The organism is Vreelandella nigrificans (assembly GCF_002374315.1).
In the GTDB taxonomy this organism is placed as follows: domain Bacteria; phylum Pseudomonadota; class Gammaproteobacteria; order Pseudomonadales; family Halomonadaceae; genus Vreelandella; species Vreelandella nigrificans.
On the sequence record NZ_NWUX01000026.1, the window covers coordinates 44,554 to 60,042 of the forward strand.

A 15,489-nucleotide genomic window follows, 5' to 3' on the forward strand; every position below is an offset into this window, starting at 1 on the left:
AATCAGGATACTGCGCCTCAGAGCGCCAACGACAACATCCAATAACTTGCAGGACTTCGTGCTATGACCACACCCTCTTCTGAACAGGATAAGCTTGTCCGGGTACTCGCCCGCGGTGACGTATTAGCCCTTGCCTTTGGTGCGATGATTGGCTGGGGCTGGATAGTTCTCACCGGCACTGCCATTCAATCTGCTGGCAGCCTAGGGGCTGTTATAGCGTTTATTATTGGTGGTTTGGCGATCATCATGGTGGGACTTACCTACGCGGAGCTGGCATCTGCCATGCCCAAAGTAGGCGGAGAGCATGTCTATAGCTATCGTGCCCTTGGTCACTTGTCCTCTTTTTTATGCACCTGGGCAATTATTTTAGGCTATCTGAGCGTCGTGGCATTTGAGGCCGTTGCGCTGCCCACCGTGATTGAACACCTCGCGCCGAATTATGCGGTCGGCCACCTGTGGACTATTGCCGGTTGGGAAGTAAAGGCCACCTGGGTCGCTGTTGGTGTCGGTGGTTCACTCGCCATGATGATCATCAACTACTTTGGGGTCACCACCGCTGCGCTACTGCAAAAAGTAGTTACTGGCATGATTTTGCTGGTTGGCGTGATGTTTGTCACTGGGGCGTTGTTCGAAGGCGAAACCATCAACATGATGCCGCTGTTCACACAAGCGGATACTGGTGTGCTAGCAGGTATCGTAGCGGTGCTTGTCATGGTGCCGTTTTTGTTCGTAGGATTTGATGTTATTCCCCAGGCCGCCGAAGAGATCAATTTGCCTTACAAGGCGATCGGCAAAGTGTTGATGATGTCGGTCATTCTGGCAGTGGTGTGGTATGCGTTGATCATTTTGGCCACTAGTCTCGCGTTAAATAGCGCAGAGCTCTCAGCCAGTACACTTAGCGTAGCCGATGCAATGGGTAGCCTGTTTAACGCCCCTTGGGCCAGCAACCTAATGGTATTGGCGGGCATTGCGGGCATTATCACCAGTTGGAATGCCTTCTATATCGGCGGCTCACGGGCTATTTACGCCCTGGCTAAAGCCGGCATGCTGCCCGCGCCATTCGCTAAGCTTCACCCGCGCTATAAAACACCCACCAACGCCATTTTTCTGATGGGGATTCTCTCCTGTATCGCGCCCTTCTTTGGTCGTCCGGCTCTTGTGTGGATTGTCAACGCTGGTGGCCTGGGCATTGTAATTGCCTACCTGTTTGTGGCGATTTCCTTTGTGGTGTTGCGGGTGCGTGAGCCAGATATGCCTCGCCCATTCCGTATTCGCCACGGCAAGTTGTGTGGAACGCTGGCGGTGGTGCTTTCCTTTGGCATGGCCTGCCTTTATCTGCCGGGTAGCCCTGCCGCGCTGAGTGGCGCGGAGTGGTCAATCTTTGCTGGCTGGTCACTGCTGGGCGTTGGTTTATACATCCATGCGCTGCGCACCTATGGTCGTGCCTACAGCGATAAACACATGCTAGCGGATTTCTAAGCCACCCAATACCTTCAAGGAGCATGCTATGAGCTTTATCGAACAGTGGTTGCACGATGCCGTCCCAGCCTTGGTTGGGGAAGAGTGGCGTTCAGGCAAACAAACCTTCGCCGTAGATAACCCCGCTACAGGCGAGACGATTGCCCGAGTTGCCGATTTAGGCGCCGATGATACTCGCGACGCGGTAGCCGCAGCGTATGCCGCAGGGCCTGCCTGGCGAGCAACGCCAGTGAAGCAGCGCTCAGCACTGCTACGCCGCTGGTTTGAGTTGATTAACGAACACGCCGACGACTTGGCCCGCCTGATGACATTAGAGCAGGGTAAGCCCCTGGCGGAAGCCAAAGGTGAAGTAACCTACGGCGCGTCGTTTATTGAGTTTTTTGCCGAAGAAGCCAAGCGCATGGCCGGGGAAACGTTGCCCAGCCACGGCACGGATAAACGCCTGTTGGTACTGCGCGAGCCGGTGGGTGTTGTCGCGGCAATTACCCCCTGGAACTTTCCGCTGGCGATGATTACCCGCAAGTGCGCACCGGCTTTGGCTGCTGGCTGCACCGTGGTCATCAAACCTGCTGAAGCCACACCGTTAACCGCGCTTGCCGCCGCGTATCTTGCGCTGGAAGCGGGCCTCCCCGCGGGCACCATTAACGTAGTGACCGCATCAAAACCAGCAGCAGTAGGTGAAGTGCTCACCACAGACCCACGGGTACGCAAAGTATCGTTTACCGGCTCGACCCCTGTGGGCAAACATCTGCTCGCCCAGTGCGCCAGCACAGTGAAGAAAACCGCCATGGAGCTAGGTGGCAACGCGCCCTTTATCGTGTTTGACGACGCTGATGTGGATGCTGCGGTTAATGGCGCCATCGCCTCCAAATTCCGCAATGCCGGGCAAACCTGCGTATGCACTAACCGCTTTCTAGTGCAGGACGGTATTTACGATACGTTCGTCAGCAAGCTCACCGAGCGTGTTAAGGCGCTGACGGTGGGGGATGGCTTAGCCGAGGGCAGCGTTATCGGCCCGCTGATCAACCAAGCGGCGGTAGATAAAGTACAGCGCCATGTGGACGACGCGGTCAATCAAGGTGCGCGGCTGCTGTGCGGTGGCAAGCCCCATGAGGCGGGCGAACGCTTCTTTACCCCCACAGTGCTGGCGGATGTCACCACCAAAATGGCGGTGGCCGACGAAGAGACCTTCGGCCCGGTAGCGCCGGTGTTCCGTTTCCAGCGCGACGAAGAGGCCATCCAGATGGCCAACGATACACCGTTTGGTTTAGCGGCCTACTTCTATGCCACTGACTATCGTCGCATTTGGCACACCATGGAGCAGTTGGAGTACGGCATGGTCGGCGTTAACGAAGGGATGATCTCCACCGAGCTGGCGCCGTTTGGCGGTGTGAAAGAGTCTGGGCTGGGCCGTGAAGGCTCTCACCACGGTCTTGATGAATTTACTGAACTGAAATACGTCTGCGTTGGCGGCCTTTAAAGGGAATGATGATGAATAACCAAGAATTGAACGAACTGAAAAATCGCTATGTGGCCAACGGTGCCGCCACGCCAACAACCCAGTTTGCCGAGCGCGCTGAAAATGCCGAGTTGTGGGATGCCGATGGCAACCGTTGGATCGATTTTGCCGGGGGGATTGGCGTATTAAACCTAGGCCACCGCCACCCAAAAATTGTCGCGGCAGTAGAAGCGCAGCTTAAAAAAGTGATGCACACCAGCGCGGCGGTGATCTCCTACGCCCCTTACGTGCAGCTGTGTCAAAAGCTCTGCGAATTAACTCCGGTACGTGGCCCTGAGCGTAAAGCGATGCTGGTCAATACTGGTGCCGAAGCGCTGGAAAACGCCGTGAAGATCGCCCGTGCCGCTACTGGCCGCAGTGGCATTATTACCTTCGATGGCGCCTTCCATGGCCGCACCATGATGACCTTGGCCATGACTGGCAAGGTGCTGCCCTACAAGAATGACTTTGGCCCGATGCCGGGCGACGTGTTCCGCGCGCCGTTCCCCAACCCGCTGCACGGTATCAGCGAAGAGGCGTCGCTAAACGCTATTCGCACGCTGTTCAAAACCGATATTGCCCCGCACCGCACGGCGGCTATCGTGATTGAGCCGGTACAGGGCGAAGGCGGTTTCTACATAGCTTCACCGGATTATCTGAAAGCGCTGCGGGCGCTGTGTGACGAACACGGCATTCTGCTGATCGCTGATGAAGTACAGTCGGGCTTCGCCCGCACCGGTAAGCTGTTTGCCCTCGAACACAGCGGGATTGAGGCGGATATTCTGACCACCGCCAAGAGTCTGGCCAACGGCATGCCGCTCTCAGCCGTCGTCGGTACTGCCAAGGTAATGGACGCCTCTGGCCCTAACTCCCTGGGTGGCACCTACAGCGGCAACCCGCTCTCCTGCGCCGCAGCGCTGGCGGTGATCGAGGTGATTGAAGAGGAAGATATCCTGGCCCGCAGCGAGCAGATGGGCAAAATGCTGGCGGAGCGTTTTGCGGCATGGGAAGAGCGTTTTCCTGCTGTTGCCCACGGCCGCCAGCTAGGTGCCATGGCAGCCTTTGAGCTGCTCGATAGCGAAGGGAAGCCTGATACAGCGCTCACCGGCTCGCTCTGTGCCAAAGCCCGCGAGAAAGGCCTGATCCTGCTTTCTTGTGGCTTCTACGGCAACAGCATCCGCATTTTGGTACCGCTGACGGTTTCTTCTGCAGTGCTGGAAGAGGGCCTGGGCATTATTGAGCAGTCCCTGGTCGAACTTAGTTAATACATACTGCTAGCAATCCTCTAACCCACCCTCGTCAAACAGCACAAACTGTTGGCGATGGGCGGGTTTTTAAATAAATAATTTATTAACTAAGACGTACTGGCGTGTCGGTTTGAATGGGCAAGCCAAAGAAAGCTGATGCTGGCGAGTGCCAAAACAGACAATAAACTAAAAACACTTGGATAGTTACCGAGCCAAGAGTGCAATGAGGCGAACAGAGGCAAGCCGAATAACACACCACTGTAGGTAAACACCAGGCAGCCTGCCGCTGCATCTGCAACACGGTTTTGGGGAGAGAGTTGTGCAACCTCTGCCATAAATACACCGTTCCAGCCTAGGCTGGCAAAGCCTGTTAAGCACAGAATAGTAACGACCAGAATGTTTGGCCAAGACGCTGACATAGAGGCAATCAGCATACAGCCTAGAGCCGTCGTGGCTGCAATGATCAGAAGCGTCAGAAAACGGTTTCCCTGCCAATCACCTAGCCACCCCCAACTAATGCGTCCCAACACTCCACTTACCTGAAGCGCTGACATTACCAGCCCCGCATCTACTAAGCTAAACGCTAAGTCTTCTACCAATAAGGCGACGGTAAATGCGGATATTGAAAGCTGGATAGTCGCGAAACAAAGGCTCAAGAGAGCCACATAGCGTAACGAAGGATGCTGCCATACTAACGCGACCCCAGTGAATGGTCGTGATAGCCAAGGTGTTCCTGGTGTTCGCTGGTCATCCCAATGGGATAGGTTGGGTTGTAGCAACAAAATGCCAGCCACAGCCAACGCACCATAAAGCCAGAGACCTGCCTGCCAGCCCAGTGTGACAGCTATTAGCGGTGCTGTTGCACCTGCCAACACTCCCCCTAAGGGAACGCCTGTCTGTTTGATGGAAAAGATAAGCCCGCGGTACTGGCTTGGTGTGAAGCGCACAAGTAACAATGAGGCGGCTGGGTTAGTCAGCCCGTAGCCAAGGCCGGCAACAAGCGAAGCGATAGCAAACGAAGGTAGTGTTGGTACCGAGAGTAATAGTGCGCCGCTGCCTAATAGGGCAAGTGAGAGCTGGCTTGTTCGGCAAGGTCCCAAGCGTCTTGTTAAGGGCCCACCGATCAGCGATGACAAAATGGCACCACCGAAAACAAGGCTAAGCTGAAGCCCGACTGCCGAAGACGATACTCCCAGAGATTGAGCCAATTCGGGAGCGATGGCAGCCGGATAAAGCGCTATCAATGAGGCGTAAGCTAGAACCAGGGTGGTGGAAAACACCACCGCAAAAGGGTGGTGTGCTATCTCTCCAGGGGTCTTCACATTACTAACACCTCATTCAGATTGAGCTTCTCTCTGTCCGCTAAAATAGCAGAGGTGTCGGTAATGTCATGCCTATCAATTTAACGAACAGCAGCCATACCACGATGCCTACCAGCGGAGGAACTGTCGCGAGTGTTTTTAGTGATGCATTAGGCGCTAATACAGCAACCAGTATTGCGTTAAACACCACGGTTGAAACAACCAGCCCAATGTTAAGCACAGAGAGGAAGTAAAACACCGCACCTATTAACATCACCGACACCGACATCCCGACGGCTACTAGGTCATGTTGTTCGGCATTGGGCGTTCCCAGGTTGGCTAGCCGCTTACGGGCGGTAAAGATGCCGATGGCGCCCAATATCCACACGCCCGACGCAATCAAGAAGTAATAAGCGGTTTGCGGCATGATATAGGAGGGGACCAAAGGGGCTGGCCTCCAGGCGCCCAGCTGTATATGGATTAGCCCTGCGATCCCAAGAGATAAAACAACCACCGCGGCCAGTAGCTCTTTAACGAGAGTATGGTTCATTTTTTAGCCCTCAGTGCCAACGTGAAGAGCAGAATCAAAACGAAAGCAGCTATATAAAAGCCAATCGCAATCGGGCTCTTCACTAACACCCACCAATCGCCGCCTCCCATAATCATTGACTGGCGAAGCGCTCGCTCTGCACCAGGGCCGATAATAAAGCCGAGTACCAAAGGCGCTAAAGGAAAGCTCAATAGCTTCAGAGTAATGCCCAGCAAGCCGGCAAAGAGTAATACCCAAACATCCATGGTCGAGTTATTGGCTGCGTATGTGCCAATAATCGCTAAAATAAAGACAGCGGGTATCATATAGCCAGGCTGGATCATGGCTATGCGCGAGTAGTAGGGCAGCAGCAGTTTACCGAGCACCAGGTTGACCAGGTTAGCAAAAATCAACGTGAAGAATAGTGCATAAATAATCTCGGTATTATCGCTTAACAAGCTTGGCCCTGGTGTCATACCCATCAATATAAAGGCGGCACCGAAGAGCGCAGCTGTTGCACTACCTGGAATCCCAAAGGCAAAAAGAGGAATAAAGGTAGAGCCTGCGGTAGCGCTGTTGCCTGATTCTGCACTGGCGATCCCTTCTAAAGAGCCTTTACCAAAATCTTCAGGACGCTTGGAGAAGCGCTGGGCAAGACCATAGCTCATGAAAGCCGCGAGTGATTGACCAGCGCCAGGGAGCGCGCCAATAAAGGTGCCAACCGCCGCTCCGATGTAGGTCGCCTTTAACGTGAACTTAAACTCAGCCCAGGTCAGTTTATCTTTGCTTATGTCATAGCCTTGCAGCAGGCTGGCCTGATTGGCGACATCATCCATTATTTTGTCGACTTTACGCCGCCATAACTTAGCACCTTGAAAAACCACTTCCGAAATTGCAAAGATACCGATCAGTACAGGAATCAGGCTTAGCCCGCCTGCCAGCCCTGGAATACCAAACGTCATACGCACAGCGCCGGTGATGGGGTCGCGCCCGATCATGGCCAATAAAATACCGATGGCTGCAACGGCAAGACCCTTCGCGACCACACCCTGGCTAAGAGCAGCAATAAGAATTAATGAAAACGCATAAAGAGCAAAAAACTCAATGGGGCCAAAGGTCAGAGCAATAGCGGCTAGTGGTACAGCTATAAAAATTAATACCAAATCACTGGTGGTATCACCAATGACTGAAGAGTACAGCGCGGTATGCAATGCTTTACTGGGCTTGCCTTTGAGCTTGGCTTGATAGCCATCAATACTCGTTGCAGCTGCGCCTGGTGTACCTGGTACACCAAAGGAAATAGCTGAAATTGAGCCACCAAATAGGCCTCCTTTGTAAATACCTACTAGCAGGCCCATCGCCATGGCAGGTTCTAAGAAAAAGACAAAAGGCAGCAGGAGTGCGATGGCCATATCGCCTGAAAGGCCGGGTATCGCGCCTAGGGTGATGCCAAGCAGAACGCCTAGAAAAACATACATCAACACGTAAGGGTGAAAGGCCAACTGACTGGCCTGAATAATAAGATCAAGCATCAGCGCTCTCCGGCGAAGCTCTAATATAATGAAATAACCCCGGTAGGTTACCGGGGTTAGAAGCAGAGTTATTCTTCGTTAATAGCGGCTAATACTTCACTTACGCGTGCTGTTGTGTCGCGATAGATAGCCTGAGCGCTTTCCAGCCCTTGCACGTTATTTAAACCAGCGGAAGCTTGTGCACTCATGGTTTGTGCGGTGTCGGTCTCAAGCCCTTTCATGATGCATTCAGAAAGTTCTTGTTGAATGGATTCAGGGACTGACGAGTAGGTGTAAACCAGCAGTGGTGCTTCAAAAGAGACGTCGTAACCCGCTTCTTTAAAGGTGGGAACGTCAGGTAGTACGTCTGAGCGCTCTTCTGCAAACACACCTATTGCGGTAACTTCACCAGAATTTACATTAGAAACAATCGAAGGTGGGAGCGTCATGCCTAAATCAATGTGCCCACCGAGAATCATCGTGCGCGTTTCACCCCCTCCAGTTGTGGGTAAATGCACATTTTGAATGCCGGTTTCCATCTCGAGCATTACTAAGGGTAAGTGAACTAAACTAAGTGGATCCGCATGACCAAATACTAATGAGTTGGGCTGAGCTTCAGCGAGTTCAATCCACTCTTCTATGCTCTGGATTTCGTGGTCGGCTTTGACGTAAACCGTCGGTTTCCAATCGGTAAGATGGACAATCGGTGACCAGTCTTCGACCTCCCAATCTGTCTCTTCTGTTAGCGTTTGGGTAATGGTGGCTGAGTAATCCGCCATCAAAATTGTGTGGCCATTGGGCGTTGCATCCGCAACAAACTGCAAGCCTTCCATACCTCCGGCTCCCGGCATGCTGACTACATCAATACGGGTGCCACAATGCTCTGCCGCATTGGCGGCAATAATGCGGGCAGTGATGTCTGTACTACCACCGGCACCATAGGGCATCACAATACGAATAGGGTCATTTCCAAGGCTTGGGCTACTATCAGCAGTAGCAAGACCAGCGGCACATGTCAGAAAGGCAGCGCTTACAGCAGTGGCAATCTTGGCTCTTTTAATTTGCATATTAGTTTCCCTGCTTTTTTTGATTTGTCATTGTGTTGCGATTAATAAATTTGTTGGGTTGTCGATTTAAAAGCAACACTTGCTCAACAACCATAGAAGTTCGTCAAGCCAACGTTTTGTCAATTTCGATGGTTTTAATGTCAATATCAATGTTTCTTGAGTTTGTGTTTTTTGATAAATATCAGCAGGTTGTAATATTTGGATATTGTTTTCACTGCATTGGGTGCAATTGAGATGATGATTCTACTGTGCCTTAAGCACTCGGCAGTATTATTTGATATTTTTGTAGTGTGAGAACTAAAGGGGCTGAGTGCTTATTTGTTTAACGGGCTAACTAAGTTGCTGCTCTTATTTTATTATTAGTTTCATTGGTATTAGTTTCGTTGGTATTAGTTTCGATTGTCATCGTCAAACAGCGCAATCTGCTGGAGAGGGGGGAGCATTTGCGCGGAAGTGCTATACATTTCGGGAGGTATATATACAAACTCCAGGCCTTTTGGGCCCGGAGTGTAAGGTAGTGCTAGAGAGTGTAAGGTAGTGCTAGAGGTGGGTGATACGTTCATAGCCTAGCATTCTGCAGTGCTTGCTCTTCGATGTCTCGGTCTACTGACGAAACATAGTACTCGTCATCAAAAGCGCCCTCAGGCTCCTTGAGCCATACAAGGCAGATAAGCCAGCTGATAAATGCGCCGGTGGCGATGATGTAAAAAAACTGCGCCGGTGTGACAAACGTAAAGATGGTTAAGTAGACCACGGCGCCAACATTGCCGTAGGCACCCGCCATACCCGAGATCTGTCCGGTGATACGGCGCTTGATGGACGGAATGATACCGAAGGTCGCCCCCTCAGCCCCTTGCACGAAAATCGAGGTGCCGATAGTCACGGCAATCGCCAGAATCAACGGCCAGCTCGAATTGAGCATGCCCATTAACAAGAAGCCAATGCTAATGCCAAACATGTAGCACAGCATGACGAAACGCCGGTTGCCCATACGGTCAGAAACCATACCACCCATGGGGCGTGCTACCAGGTTAACGAAGGCAAACGAGGCTGCAATCATGCCAGCAGTGGCGGCATTCAGCCCCCAGGTTTCTTCAAAGAACATGGGCAGCATCGACACCACGGCCAGCTCAGCGCCAAAGTTGGCAAAGTAGGTACTGTTAAGTGCTGCTACGCTGTTGAAGGAGTACTTATCGTCCTCAGGTACCCCCTTGCGCAGGATCGGTAGATTGACTCGCAGGATCTGCACAATCTGATAGATGACAATCGCGGCAATGACAAGATAGGCGATAATGGCATTAGTGACCGATAAATAGCCCATATACTGAATACGCCAGACCAGGATAGCGAGCACGCCGACCAGCGGGATCGTCCAAATGATCAACTTGATCATGTCGCCCCAGGAGCTCACTTCCATGGCGGCGGTTTTGCGTGGTTTGCGGTGGGAGTTGATATCTGGACCATCAGTGATCGCAAACCAGTAGTAGACACCGTAAGCCGCCATCACGATAGCGCTCTGGGCGATGGCCCAGCGCCAGCCATCGGGGCCGCCATACATGCTAAGCGCAATGGTCGGCAGCGACATGGCCGCTACAGCAGAGCCGAAGTTACCCCAGCCAGCGTAGAAGCCCTCTGCGAAGCCAATATCCTTGGGCTTGAACCACAGCGCCGTCATGTGGATACCCACCACGAAGCTGGCTCCAATCGAGCTTAATACCAGGCGTGCCACTAGCAGTTGCGTCATGCTGTTGCCGAAAGCGAACGCCAACGCTGGTATCGACATCGTCACCATCAGCACTGAGAACACCCGACGTGGGCCGAAGCGATCTAGCGCCATGCCAACAATAATACGGGCAGGTATCGTCAATGCCACGTTACATATGGCGAATAGTTTGAGGTCTTCTGGCGTTAGCCAATCGACACTCTTGAGCATGCTTGACGCCAAGGGCGCCATATTGAACCACACGTAGAACGTGATGAAAAAGGCAATCCAGGTCAGGTGCAAAGCCCGAATTTCAGGGCTGCGGAACTTGAATACAGCGGAAACTTTCATGGTCGTATCATCCTGTGTCCCAAAAGGTTATTAAGTGAGCTGGTTAAGGGCTGGGGAGGATCAGTAAGGGACACTCTGCTCGCCGGGCTAAGAACGAGCTGACACTGCCGAAGGTCATGTAATCGAGTTCATCGACGAAGTAAGTCAGTGATTTGGCGATGATACCTCCGTCCGGTTGATGGCTATGGCGAGCAATCACCAGCAGATCTGGCGAGATTTTTCGAGTTGCTTGAAGCAGCATCTTGCGGGCATCACCCTCTGCCAATAGCAGCTCGGTGTGAAACCCTTCGCCGGTAGCAAACGCCACACCCTCTTGGAGGTATTGCTTTAACTCATCATGCTCTTGCTGAAACAGTGCTTCGTTGTTATCGGTAGCGTCGAGTGGGTTCTCCACTACACCAACGAGTACCAGTAGGGGTTGGTTGCAACGAAACATATCCACGACCTGAGCAAGGGCCAGCTTGGCGTTTCGCGAACCGTCATAGGCGATCATGATTTTCATGGTGTCCTCCCGCACGGGGGTAGGGGGCAAGACCCGGAGGCTCAGCTCCGGGGATAAAAAGGTTGGTTGTGTTCAGGGATTCTTAACGTAGGCGTTTTTGCGCAGGTAGAACCACCAGTTGATAACAAGACAGATGGCGTAGAAGATGGCGAAGCCGTACATGGCAAGTTCTGGTGTGCCGGCTTGAATTTGCTCGCCCATCACCCGCGGAGCGATGAAGGCGCCATAGGCAGCGACGGCAGACGTCCAGCCAAGCACTGGGCCTTTCTGCTGCTGGTCAAAGATCACGCCGATACTGCGAAACGTAGAGCCGTTACCGATACCACTGGCGGCGAATAACACAATGAACAGCAGTAGGAATAGCCAAAAGAATTGATTGGGGTCGGTGGCGTTATAGGCTTGCATCATCACATAGCCGGTGGCGATCGAGGCGACCACCATGATGGCGGAGATTATTTGGGTGACGATAGAACCACCCACTTTGTCGGAGATCCAGCCGCCTAACGGACGGATGAGGGCTCCAACGAAGGGGCCTATCCAGGCCCAGGTTAAGGCGCTGGGTGCTTCCGGATTGGCCACGCGAATCAGCGTGCCATCGGCAGTCGCTTCCATCATATTGCCGAAGATAACGTTGATGGAGAGCGGTAAGGCAGCAGAGAAGCCGATAAAGGAGCCGAAGGTCAGAATGTAGAGGATAGTCATTGACCAAGTGTGTTTATTGGAAAATATCGCGAACTGCTTCTGGATATTGGGCTTGATGTCGCCGGGAATCAGGCGCAACAACACTAGGGTCAGCACGATCGTTAGCGGCAAAGCAATCCACATATTGAGCCAGCTGAGTGCTAGCACACCGATGATAGTAGTGACGATGCCGATGCTGTAGAGGCCTAGAATCTTGCTGAAAGCCGCCAGTGGTGTACCAGGGTTGGGCGTAATAGTGCGTAGATTGTTCATGCCGAACCAACCGGCGAACGCTAATGGGATCAAAAATACGAGCCAGATAAAGCCGGCATTCTGAATCCAGGTATCGGTACCTGCTTCGATACGACCGATCAAGGTACCGCTGGCGCTTTGCAACTCCATCGGAGAACCGGCAATAGCACCGAAAATACCGACGGTCATTACCAGTGGTATCACAATCTGCATCGTGGTGACGCCGAAATTGCCGAGGCCCGCGTTCATGCCTAAGGCATAACCTTGCTGCTTGCTGGGGTAGAAGGTGGAAATGTTGCTCATTGAGCAAGCAAAGTTACCTCCGCCGATACCCGAAAGTAGTGCCAAAGCCTGGAATACCCAGAACGGTGTGCCTGGATTCATTAAGGCAATACCAGTACCTGCTGCGGGGATCATCAGCAGTGCAGTAGTCAGGAAGATAGTGTTACGCCCGCCAGCGATGCGGATCATAAACGATGCCGGGATACGTAACGTGGCACCCGCTAGGCCAGCAAGCGCCGTCAGGGAGAAGAGTTGGCTAACCGTGAATGCAAAACCCAGGTTTTGCATTTGGGTGGCGATCATTCCCCACATCATCCAGACGGCAAAGCCCATCAGCAGGCTGGGAATGGATATCCATAGGTTACGGTTAGCTACCTGTTTGCCTTGCTGTTCCCAGAATTGGGGGTCTTCTATATCCCACTGCTCAATGTCAGCATTTCTTTTGCTCATGGCGGTTTCCCCTTGGCATTAATCCTTTCTGCGTTTAGCAGTTAGAAGGCAAGATACGCTTGGGAAGATAATTGAGAAACCGCGAGAAATAGCTGGGAAATCAGCGGCATACCCCTTGAGAGGTAGTCGCTGATAAGGTGAAGCTAATTGATTTTAAAAACAAAAAAATAGAACGGGGTAAGGTTAAGTCACTGAAAAAGTACCCTGCGAGTCTTTGGAGGTAACCACACAGAGTTGGCTAGCGATCGATGCCTTCCTGCACTGCCCAAACTGCAGCTTCGACACGTGAGCGTAAGTTAAGCTTTTTGAGCAAGTGCTTGACGTGGACTTTGACAGTGCCTTCGGTAATATCCAGCTTGCGTGCGATAAGCTTATTGGAGAGCCCTCCGGCAAGTTGTTGGAGGATTTCACGCTCACGTTGGGTTAGGCTATGAATATCCGGGGTAGTAGGCGCATTACGCTGATTGCGCAATGCTTCCGCGAGTAGAGCGGTGAGGCTTTCGCTGATTACCATACGTCCCAGGGCAGCCTGGCGCAGTTGGCGTACCATGTCTTCAGGCTCCATATCCTTTAGCAGGTAACCATCGGCGCCGTTGCGCAGCGCCGCGACCACATCATCCTCATGGTCGGAAACAGTGAACATCACCACCCGGCCGCTATAGTTAGCTTCCCGAAGACGACGCAGTGCTTCTAAACCATTGATGTCTGGCATATTTAAATCAAGCAGTACCAGATCAGGCTCAAGCTGTATGGCAAGCGCGATGCCCTCTTCAGGGTTACCCGTCTCACCAACCAGTTCAAGGTCGTCTTCCAGCTCAAGCAGCTGTGCCACGCCGCGCCGTAGTAGAGGATGATCATCAATAATTATGAGGCTGGCAGGTGTATCTTTGGTGGTTGTAAGCGTCATTAAGAGTTCCTTGTACCTAAGTGAGAATCGGCGGCAGCTGGCGTGGGCTGCTGCTGAATTAAGCGGGCGGTCAAAGGGGTGAAGACTATCTCAATACCGGTACCTCCTGTGGGGCGATTGGCGATACTCATTTCGCCGTTCAGGGTAGTGGTCCGGTCGCGCATAATCACCAAACCGTAGTGCATCGGAGGCGAGCTATCGTCTTCCAGGCCGATGCCGTCATCTTCAATGCGAACCAGTAATTGAGCATCGGCGAAGCGTACTGTGACCCCAGCCCAGTGGGCTTGGGCGTGCTTGTGGATGTTGGCCAGCGCCTCACGAACAATCTGTAGCACGTGGATTTCTTCATTGGGATTAAGCAGATAAGGCGGCACATCGTAGTCAAGCTCGACCACTGTCCCCATGCGTTGACTGAACTCTTCGACGGTCTGGTGCAAGGCAAATTGTAGCCCGGGTCCCTCTAGCTTGAGTCGGAAGGTGGTGAGTAGCTCACGCAGTTGACGATAGGCGCTATTTAAACCGTTACGCAGTTCATCGAAGACTGCGGATTGAGCTTCTCGGCTTGCCTCTTTTTGCTGCATGCGTTCAAGCCGAGCGACCTGCATTTTGAGATAAGAGAGTGACTGAGCCAAGGAGTCGTGCAATTCACGGGCAATGATGGTTCGCTCGTTGATCAGCGTGACGTGCTGCTGTTCTTCGATACGCCGCTGCAGGTATACCGCCGTGGCGAGCTGGTCGGCTAACATGGTGAGCAGCCGCCGGGTGCTATCATTGAGTCGCTCCAGGGGATACCACACCTCCAGGGTACCCAGCAGTGTATCGCCCACGCTGATAGGTAGCAGCAAGCATTGCGACTGGTGATTGGTAACCAACTCCAAAGGGCGAGGGTCAATCAGGCAGGCATGACAATCCTGATCACGGCAATACTCTGGCCGGGTACGTGAGTGGGTCTCTAATACCGGCATTGTCCGTTGATCGAAAGGGTCTTTTAACGAAAGCCGTATCGGCCCGATATTCAGCAGTTTCTCCAGTTCACGTAACATCGGCGCTGCGCTAGAGCAGAGGTCGTTACCGCCACCATATAGCGAACGACTGGCATCGTGCATCACCCGCAGTGCCTGATTGCTGCGTTCAAGCTCTTGTTTCTTTAGTAATATTTTTTCTTCTAGTGCAGCGTAGCTTGTTGCCAGCTCGGCAGACATTTTATTAAAGGTGTGGCCCAGTAGAGCCAGTTCATCGCTGCCGCGCAGCTGTGAACGTGGCTTGAAGTTACGCTGAGCCGCTTCGCGGGCAAGCACCATAAGTTGGCGTAGAGGCACGACTAGGTTGTAGCGAACATCGTAGAGGGCGATCGAGACCACAATAGCGATCAGTACCAAAAAGAGCACTTGCATCATGCCCAACAGCCGCACCTTGGCCTCGGTGCTCTGTTCGAGATAGGTGACTAGAACTTCAATGTCATTGACCATGGCAATGATCATCATTTCTAGCGTATCCAGGTCAAGTCTTGTGGCGGTGGTCGGCGCCTGTAGTGCCGGGCGAAGTGTGTGTTGCCAGTAGGTTTGAAGTCTTTCTAATTGACGGCGGCGCTCGTGACGATCATCCGTCGGGATGGTTTGTTGTAACGTTGTGCCGTGCAAACGTTGATCGAAGTGAACTGGTCTAATTGGAGCGGACACCCCGGTAAGCCTCATACTGGAGGCATTGGAGGTGTTCATGACCAAGAAAAC

General features: G+C 52.7%; 12 protein-coding genes. 3 read left to right on the forward strand and 9 right to left on the reverse strand.

The annotated features are described in order from the left end of the window. Positions 1 to 63 precede the first annotated feature (63 nt). From CPA45_RS19755 to gabT, 3 genes are read left to right on the forward strand one after another with little or no spacing between them, the layout of a single operon-like run. Positions 64 to 1,479 carry an APC family permease gene (locus CPA45_RS19755; protein ID WP_078089015.1) on the forward strand — a complete coding sequence of 472 codons (1,416 nt, stop codon included), beginning with the start codon at positions 64 to 66 and terminating at the stop codon, positions 1,477 to 1,479. A 28-nt stretch (positions 1,480 to 1,507) separates the two neighbouring features. Beyond that, the gene (locus CPA45_RS19760) at positions 1,508 to 2,959 is read left to right on the forward strand and encodes an NAD-dependent succinate-semialdehyde dehydrogenase (protein WP_096654555.1); all 1,452 of its coding nucleotides are present in this window, start codon (positions 1,508 to 1,510) and stop codon (positions 2,957 to 2,959) included. Between the two features lie 11 nt (positions 2,960 to 2,970). Then, on the forward strand, positions 2,971 to 4,242 hold the full coding sequence (gene gabT, locus CPA45_RS19765) for a 4-aminobutyrate--2-oxoglutarate transaminase (RefSeq protein ID WP_096654557.1): 1,272 nt from the start codon (positions 2,971 to 2,973) through the stop codon (positions 4,240 to 4,242). A gap of 89 nt (positions 4,243 to 4,331) precedes the next feature. Here gabT and CPA45_RS19770 read toward each other — a convergent pair whose 3' ends face one another. The 9 genes from CPA45_RS19770 to CPA45_RS19810 all read right to left on the reverse strand — a co-directional run. Beyond that, positions 4,332 to 5,546, reverse strand: a complete 1,215-nt coding sequence (locus CPA45_RS19770; protein ID WP_096654559.1) for an MFS transporter — start codon at positions 5,544 to 5,546, stop codon at positions 4,332 to 4,334. 40 nt (positions 5,547 to 5,586) lie between these two features. Next, positions 5,587 to 6,075 (reverse strand): hypothetical protein, encoded by a 489-nt coding sequence (locus CPA45_RS19775; RefSeq protein ID WP_096654561.1) that lies wholly within the window; start codon positions 6,073 to 6,075, stop codon positions 5,587 to 5,589. Next, positions 6,072 to 7,586, reverse strand: a complete 1,515-nt coding sequence (locus CPA45_RS19780) for a tripartite tricarboxylate transporter permease (RefSeq protein ID WP_096654563.1) — start codon at positions 7,584 to 7,586, stop codon at positions 6,072 to 6,074. Before CPA45_RS19780 ends, CPA45_RS19775 begins: the two co-directional genes overlap by 4 nt. A 68-nt stretch (positions 7,587 to 7,654) precedes the next feature. Beyond that, positions 7,655 to 8,632: a Bug family tripartite tricarboxylate transporter substrate binding protein gene (locus CPA45_RS19785; protein ID WP_096654565.1), complete on the reverse strand. Its 978-nt coding sequence runs from the start codon at positions 8,630 to 8,632 to the stop codon at positions 7,655 to 7,657. Positions 8,633 to 9,191: 559 nt separating this feature from the next. Continuing rightward, positions 9,192 to 10,685 carry an MFS transporter gene (locus CPA45_RS19790; RefSeq protein ID WP_096654567.1) on the reverse strand — a complete coding sequence of 498 codons (1,494 nt, stop codon included), beginning with the start codon at positions 10,683 to 10,685 and terminating at the stop codon, positions 9,192 to 9,194. A gap of 43 nt (positions 10,686 to 10,728) precedes the next feature. Continuing rightward, positions 10,729 to 11,187 carry a universal stress protein gene (locus CPA45_RS19795; RefSeq protein WP_096654569.1) on the reverse strand — a complete coding sequence of 153 codons (459 nt, stop codon included), beginning with the start codon at positions 11,185 to 11,187 and terminating at the stop codon, positions 10,729 to 10,731. 72 nt (positions 11,188 to 11,259) lie between these two features. After that, positions 11,260 to 12,852 (reverse strand): MFS transporter, encoded by a 1,593-nt coding sequence (locus tag CPA45_RS19800; protein WP_096654571.1) that lies wholly within the window; start codon positions 12,850 to 12,852, stop codon positions 11,260 to 11,262. Between the two features lie 238 nt (positions 12,853 to 13,090). After that, a complete protein-coding gene (narL, locus tag CPA45_RS19805) occupies positions 13,091 to 13,759 on the reverse strand; it encodes a two-component system response regulator NarL (RefSeq protein ID WP_096654574.1) in 669 nt (222 codons plus the stop codon). After that, a partial coding sequence (locus CPA45_RS19810) for a histidine kinase (RefSeq protein ID WP_244287664.1) occupies positions 13,759 to 15,489 on the reverse strand: 1,731 nt, incomplete at its 5' end. The genes narL and CPA45_RS19810, both read right to left, overlap by 1 nt.

Bases quoted from the DNA above. Each gene is read 5' to 3' on its own strand.
- CPA45_RS19755 (WP_078089015.1), top strand. From the start codon at position 64: ATGACCACACCCTCTTCTGAACAGGATAAGCTTGTCCGGGTACTCGCC.
- CPA45_RS19800 (WP_096654571.1), bottom strand. From the start codon at position 12,852: ATGAGCAAAAGAAATGCTGACATTGAGCAGTGGGATATAGAAGACCCC.
- CPA45_RS19760 (WP_096654555.1), top strand. From the start codon at position 1,508: ATGAGCTTTATCGAACAGTGGTTGCACGATGCCGTCCCAGCCTTGGTT.
- CPA45_RS19790 (WP_096654567.1), bottom strand. From the start codon at position 10,685: ATGAAAGTTTCCGCTGTATTCAAGTTCCGCAGCCCTGAAATTCGGGCT.
- CPA45_RS19780 (WP_096654563.1), bottom strand. From the start codon at position 7,586: ATGCTTGATCTTATTATTCAGGCCAGTCAGTTGGCCTTTCACCCTTAC.
- gabT (WP_096654557.1), top strand. From the start codon at position 2,971: ATGAATAACCAAGAATTGAACGAACTGAAAAATCGCTATGTGGCCAAC.
- CPA45_RS19785 (WP_096654565.1), bottom strand. From the start codon at position 8,632: ATGCAAATTAAAAGAGCCAAGATTGCCACTGCTGTAAGCGCTGCCTTT.
- CPA45_RS19775 (WP_096654561.1), bottom strand. From the start codon at position 6,075: ATGAACCATACTCTCGTTAAAGAGCTACTGGCCGCGGTGGTTGTTTTA.
- narL (WP_096654574.1), bottom strand. From the start codon at position 13,759: ATGACGCTTACAACCACCAAAGATACACCTGCCAGCCTCATAATTATT.
- CPA45_RS19795 (WP_096654569.1), bottom strand. From the start codon at position 11,187: ATGAAAATCATGATCGCCTATGACGGTTCGCGAAACGCCAAGCTGGCC.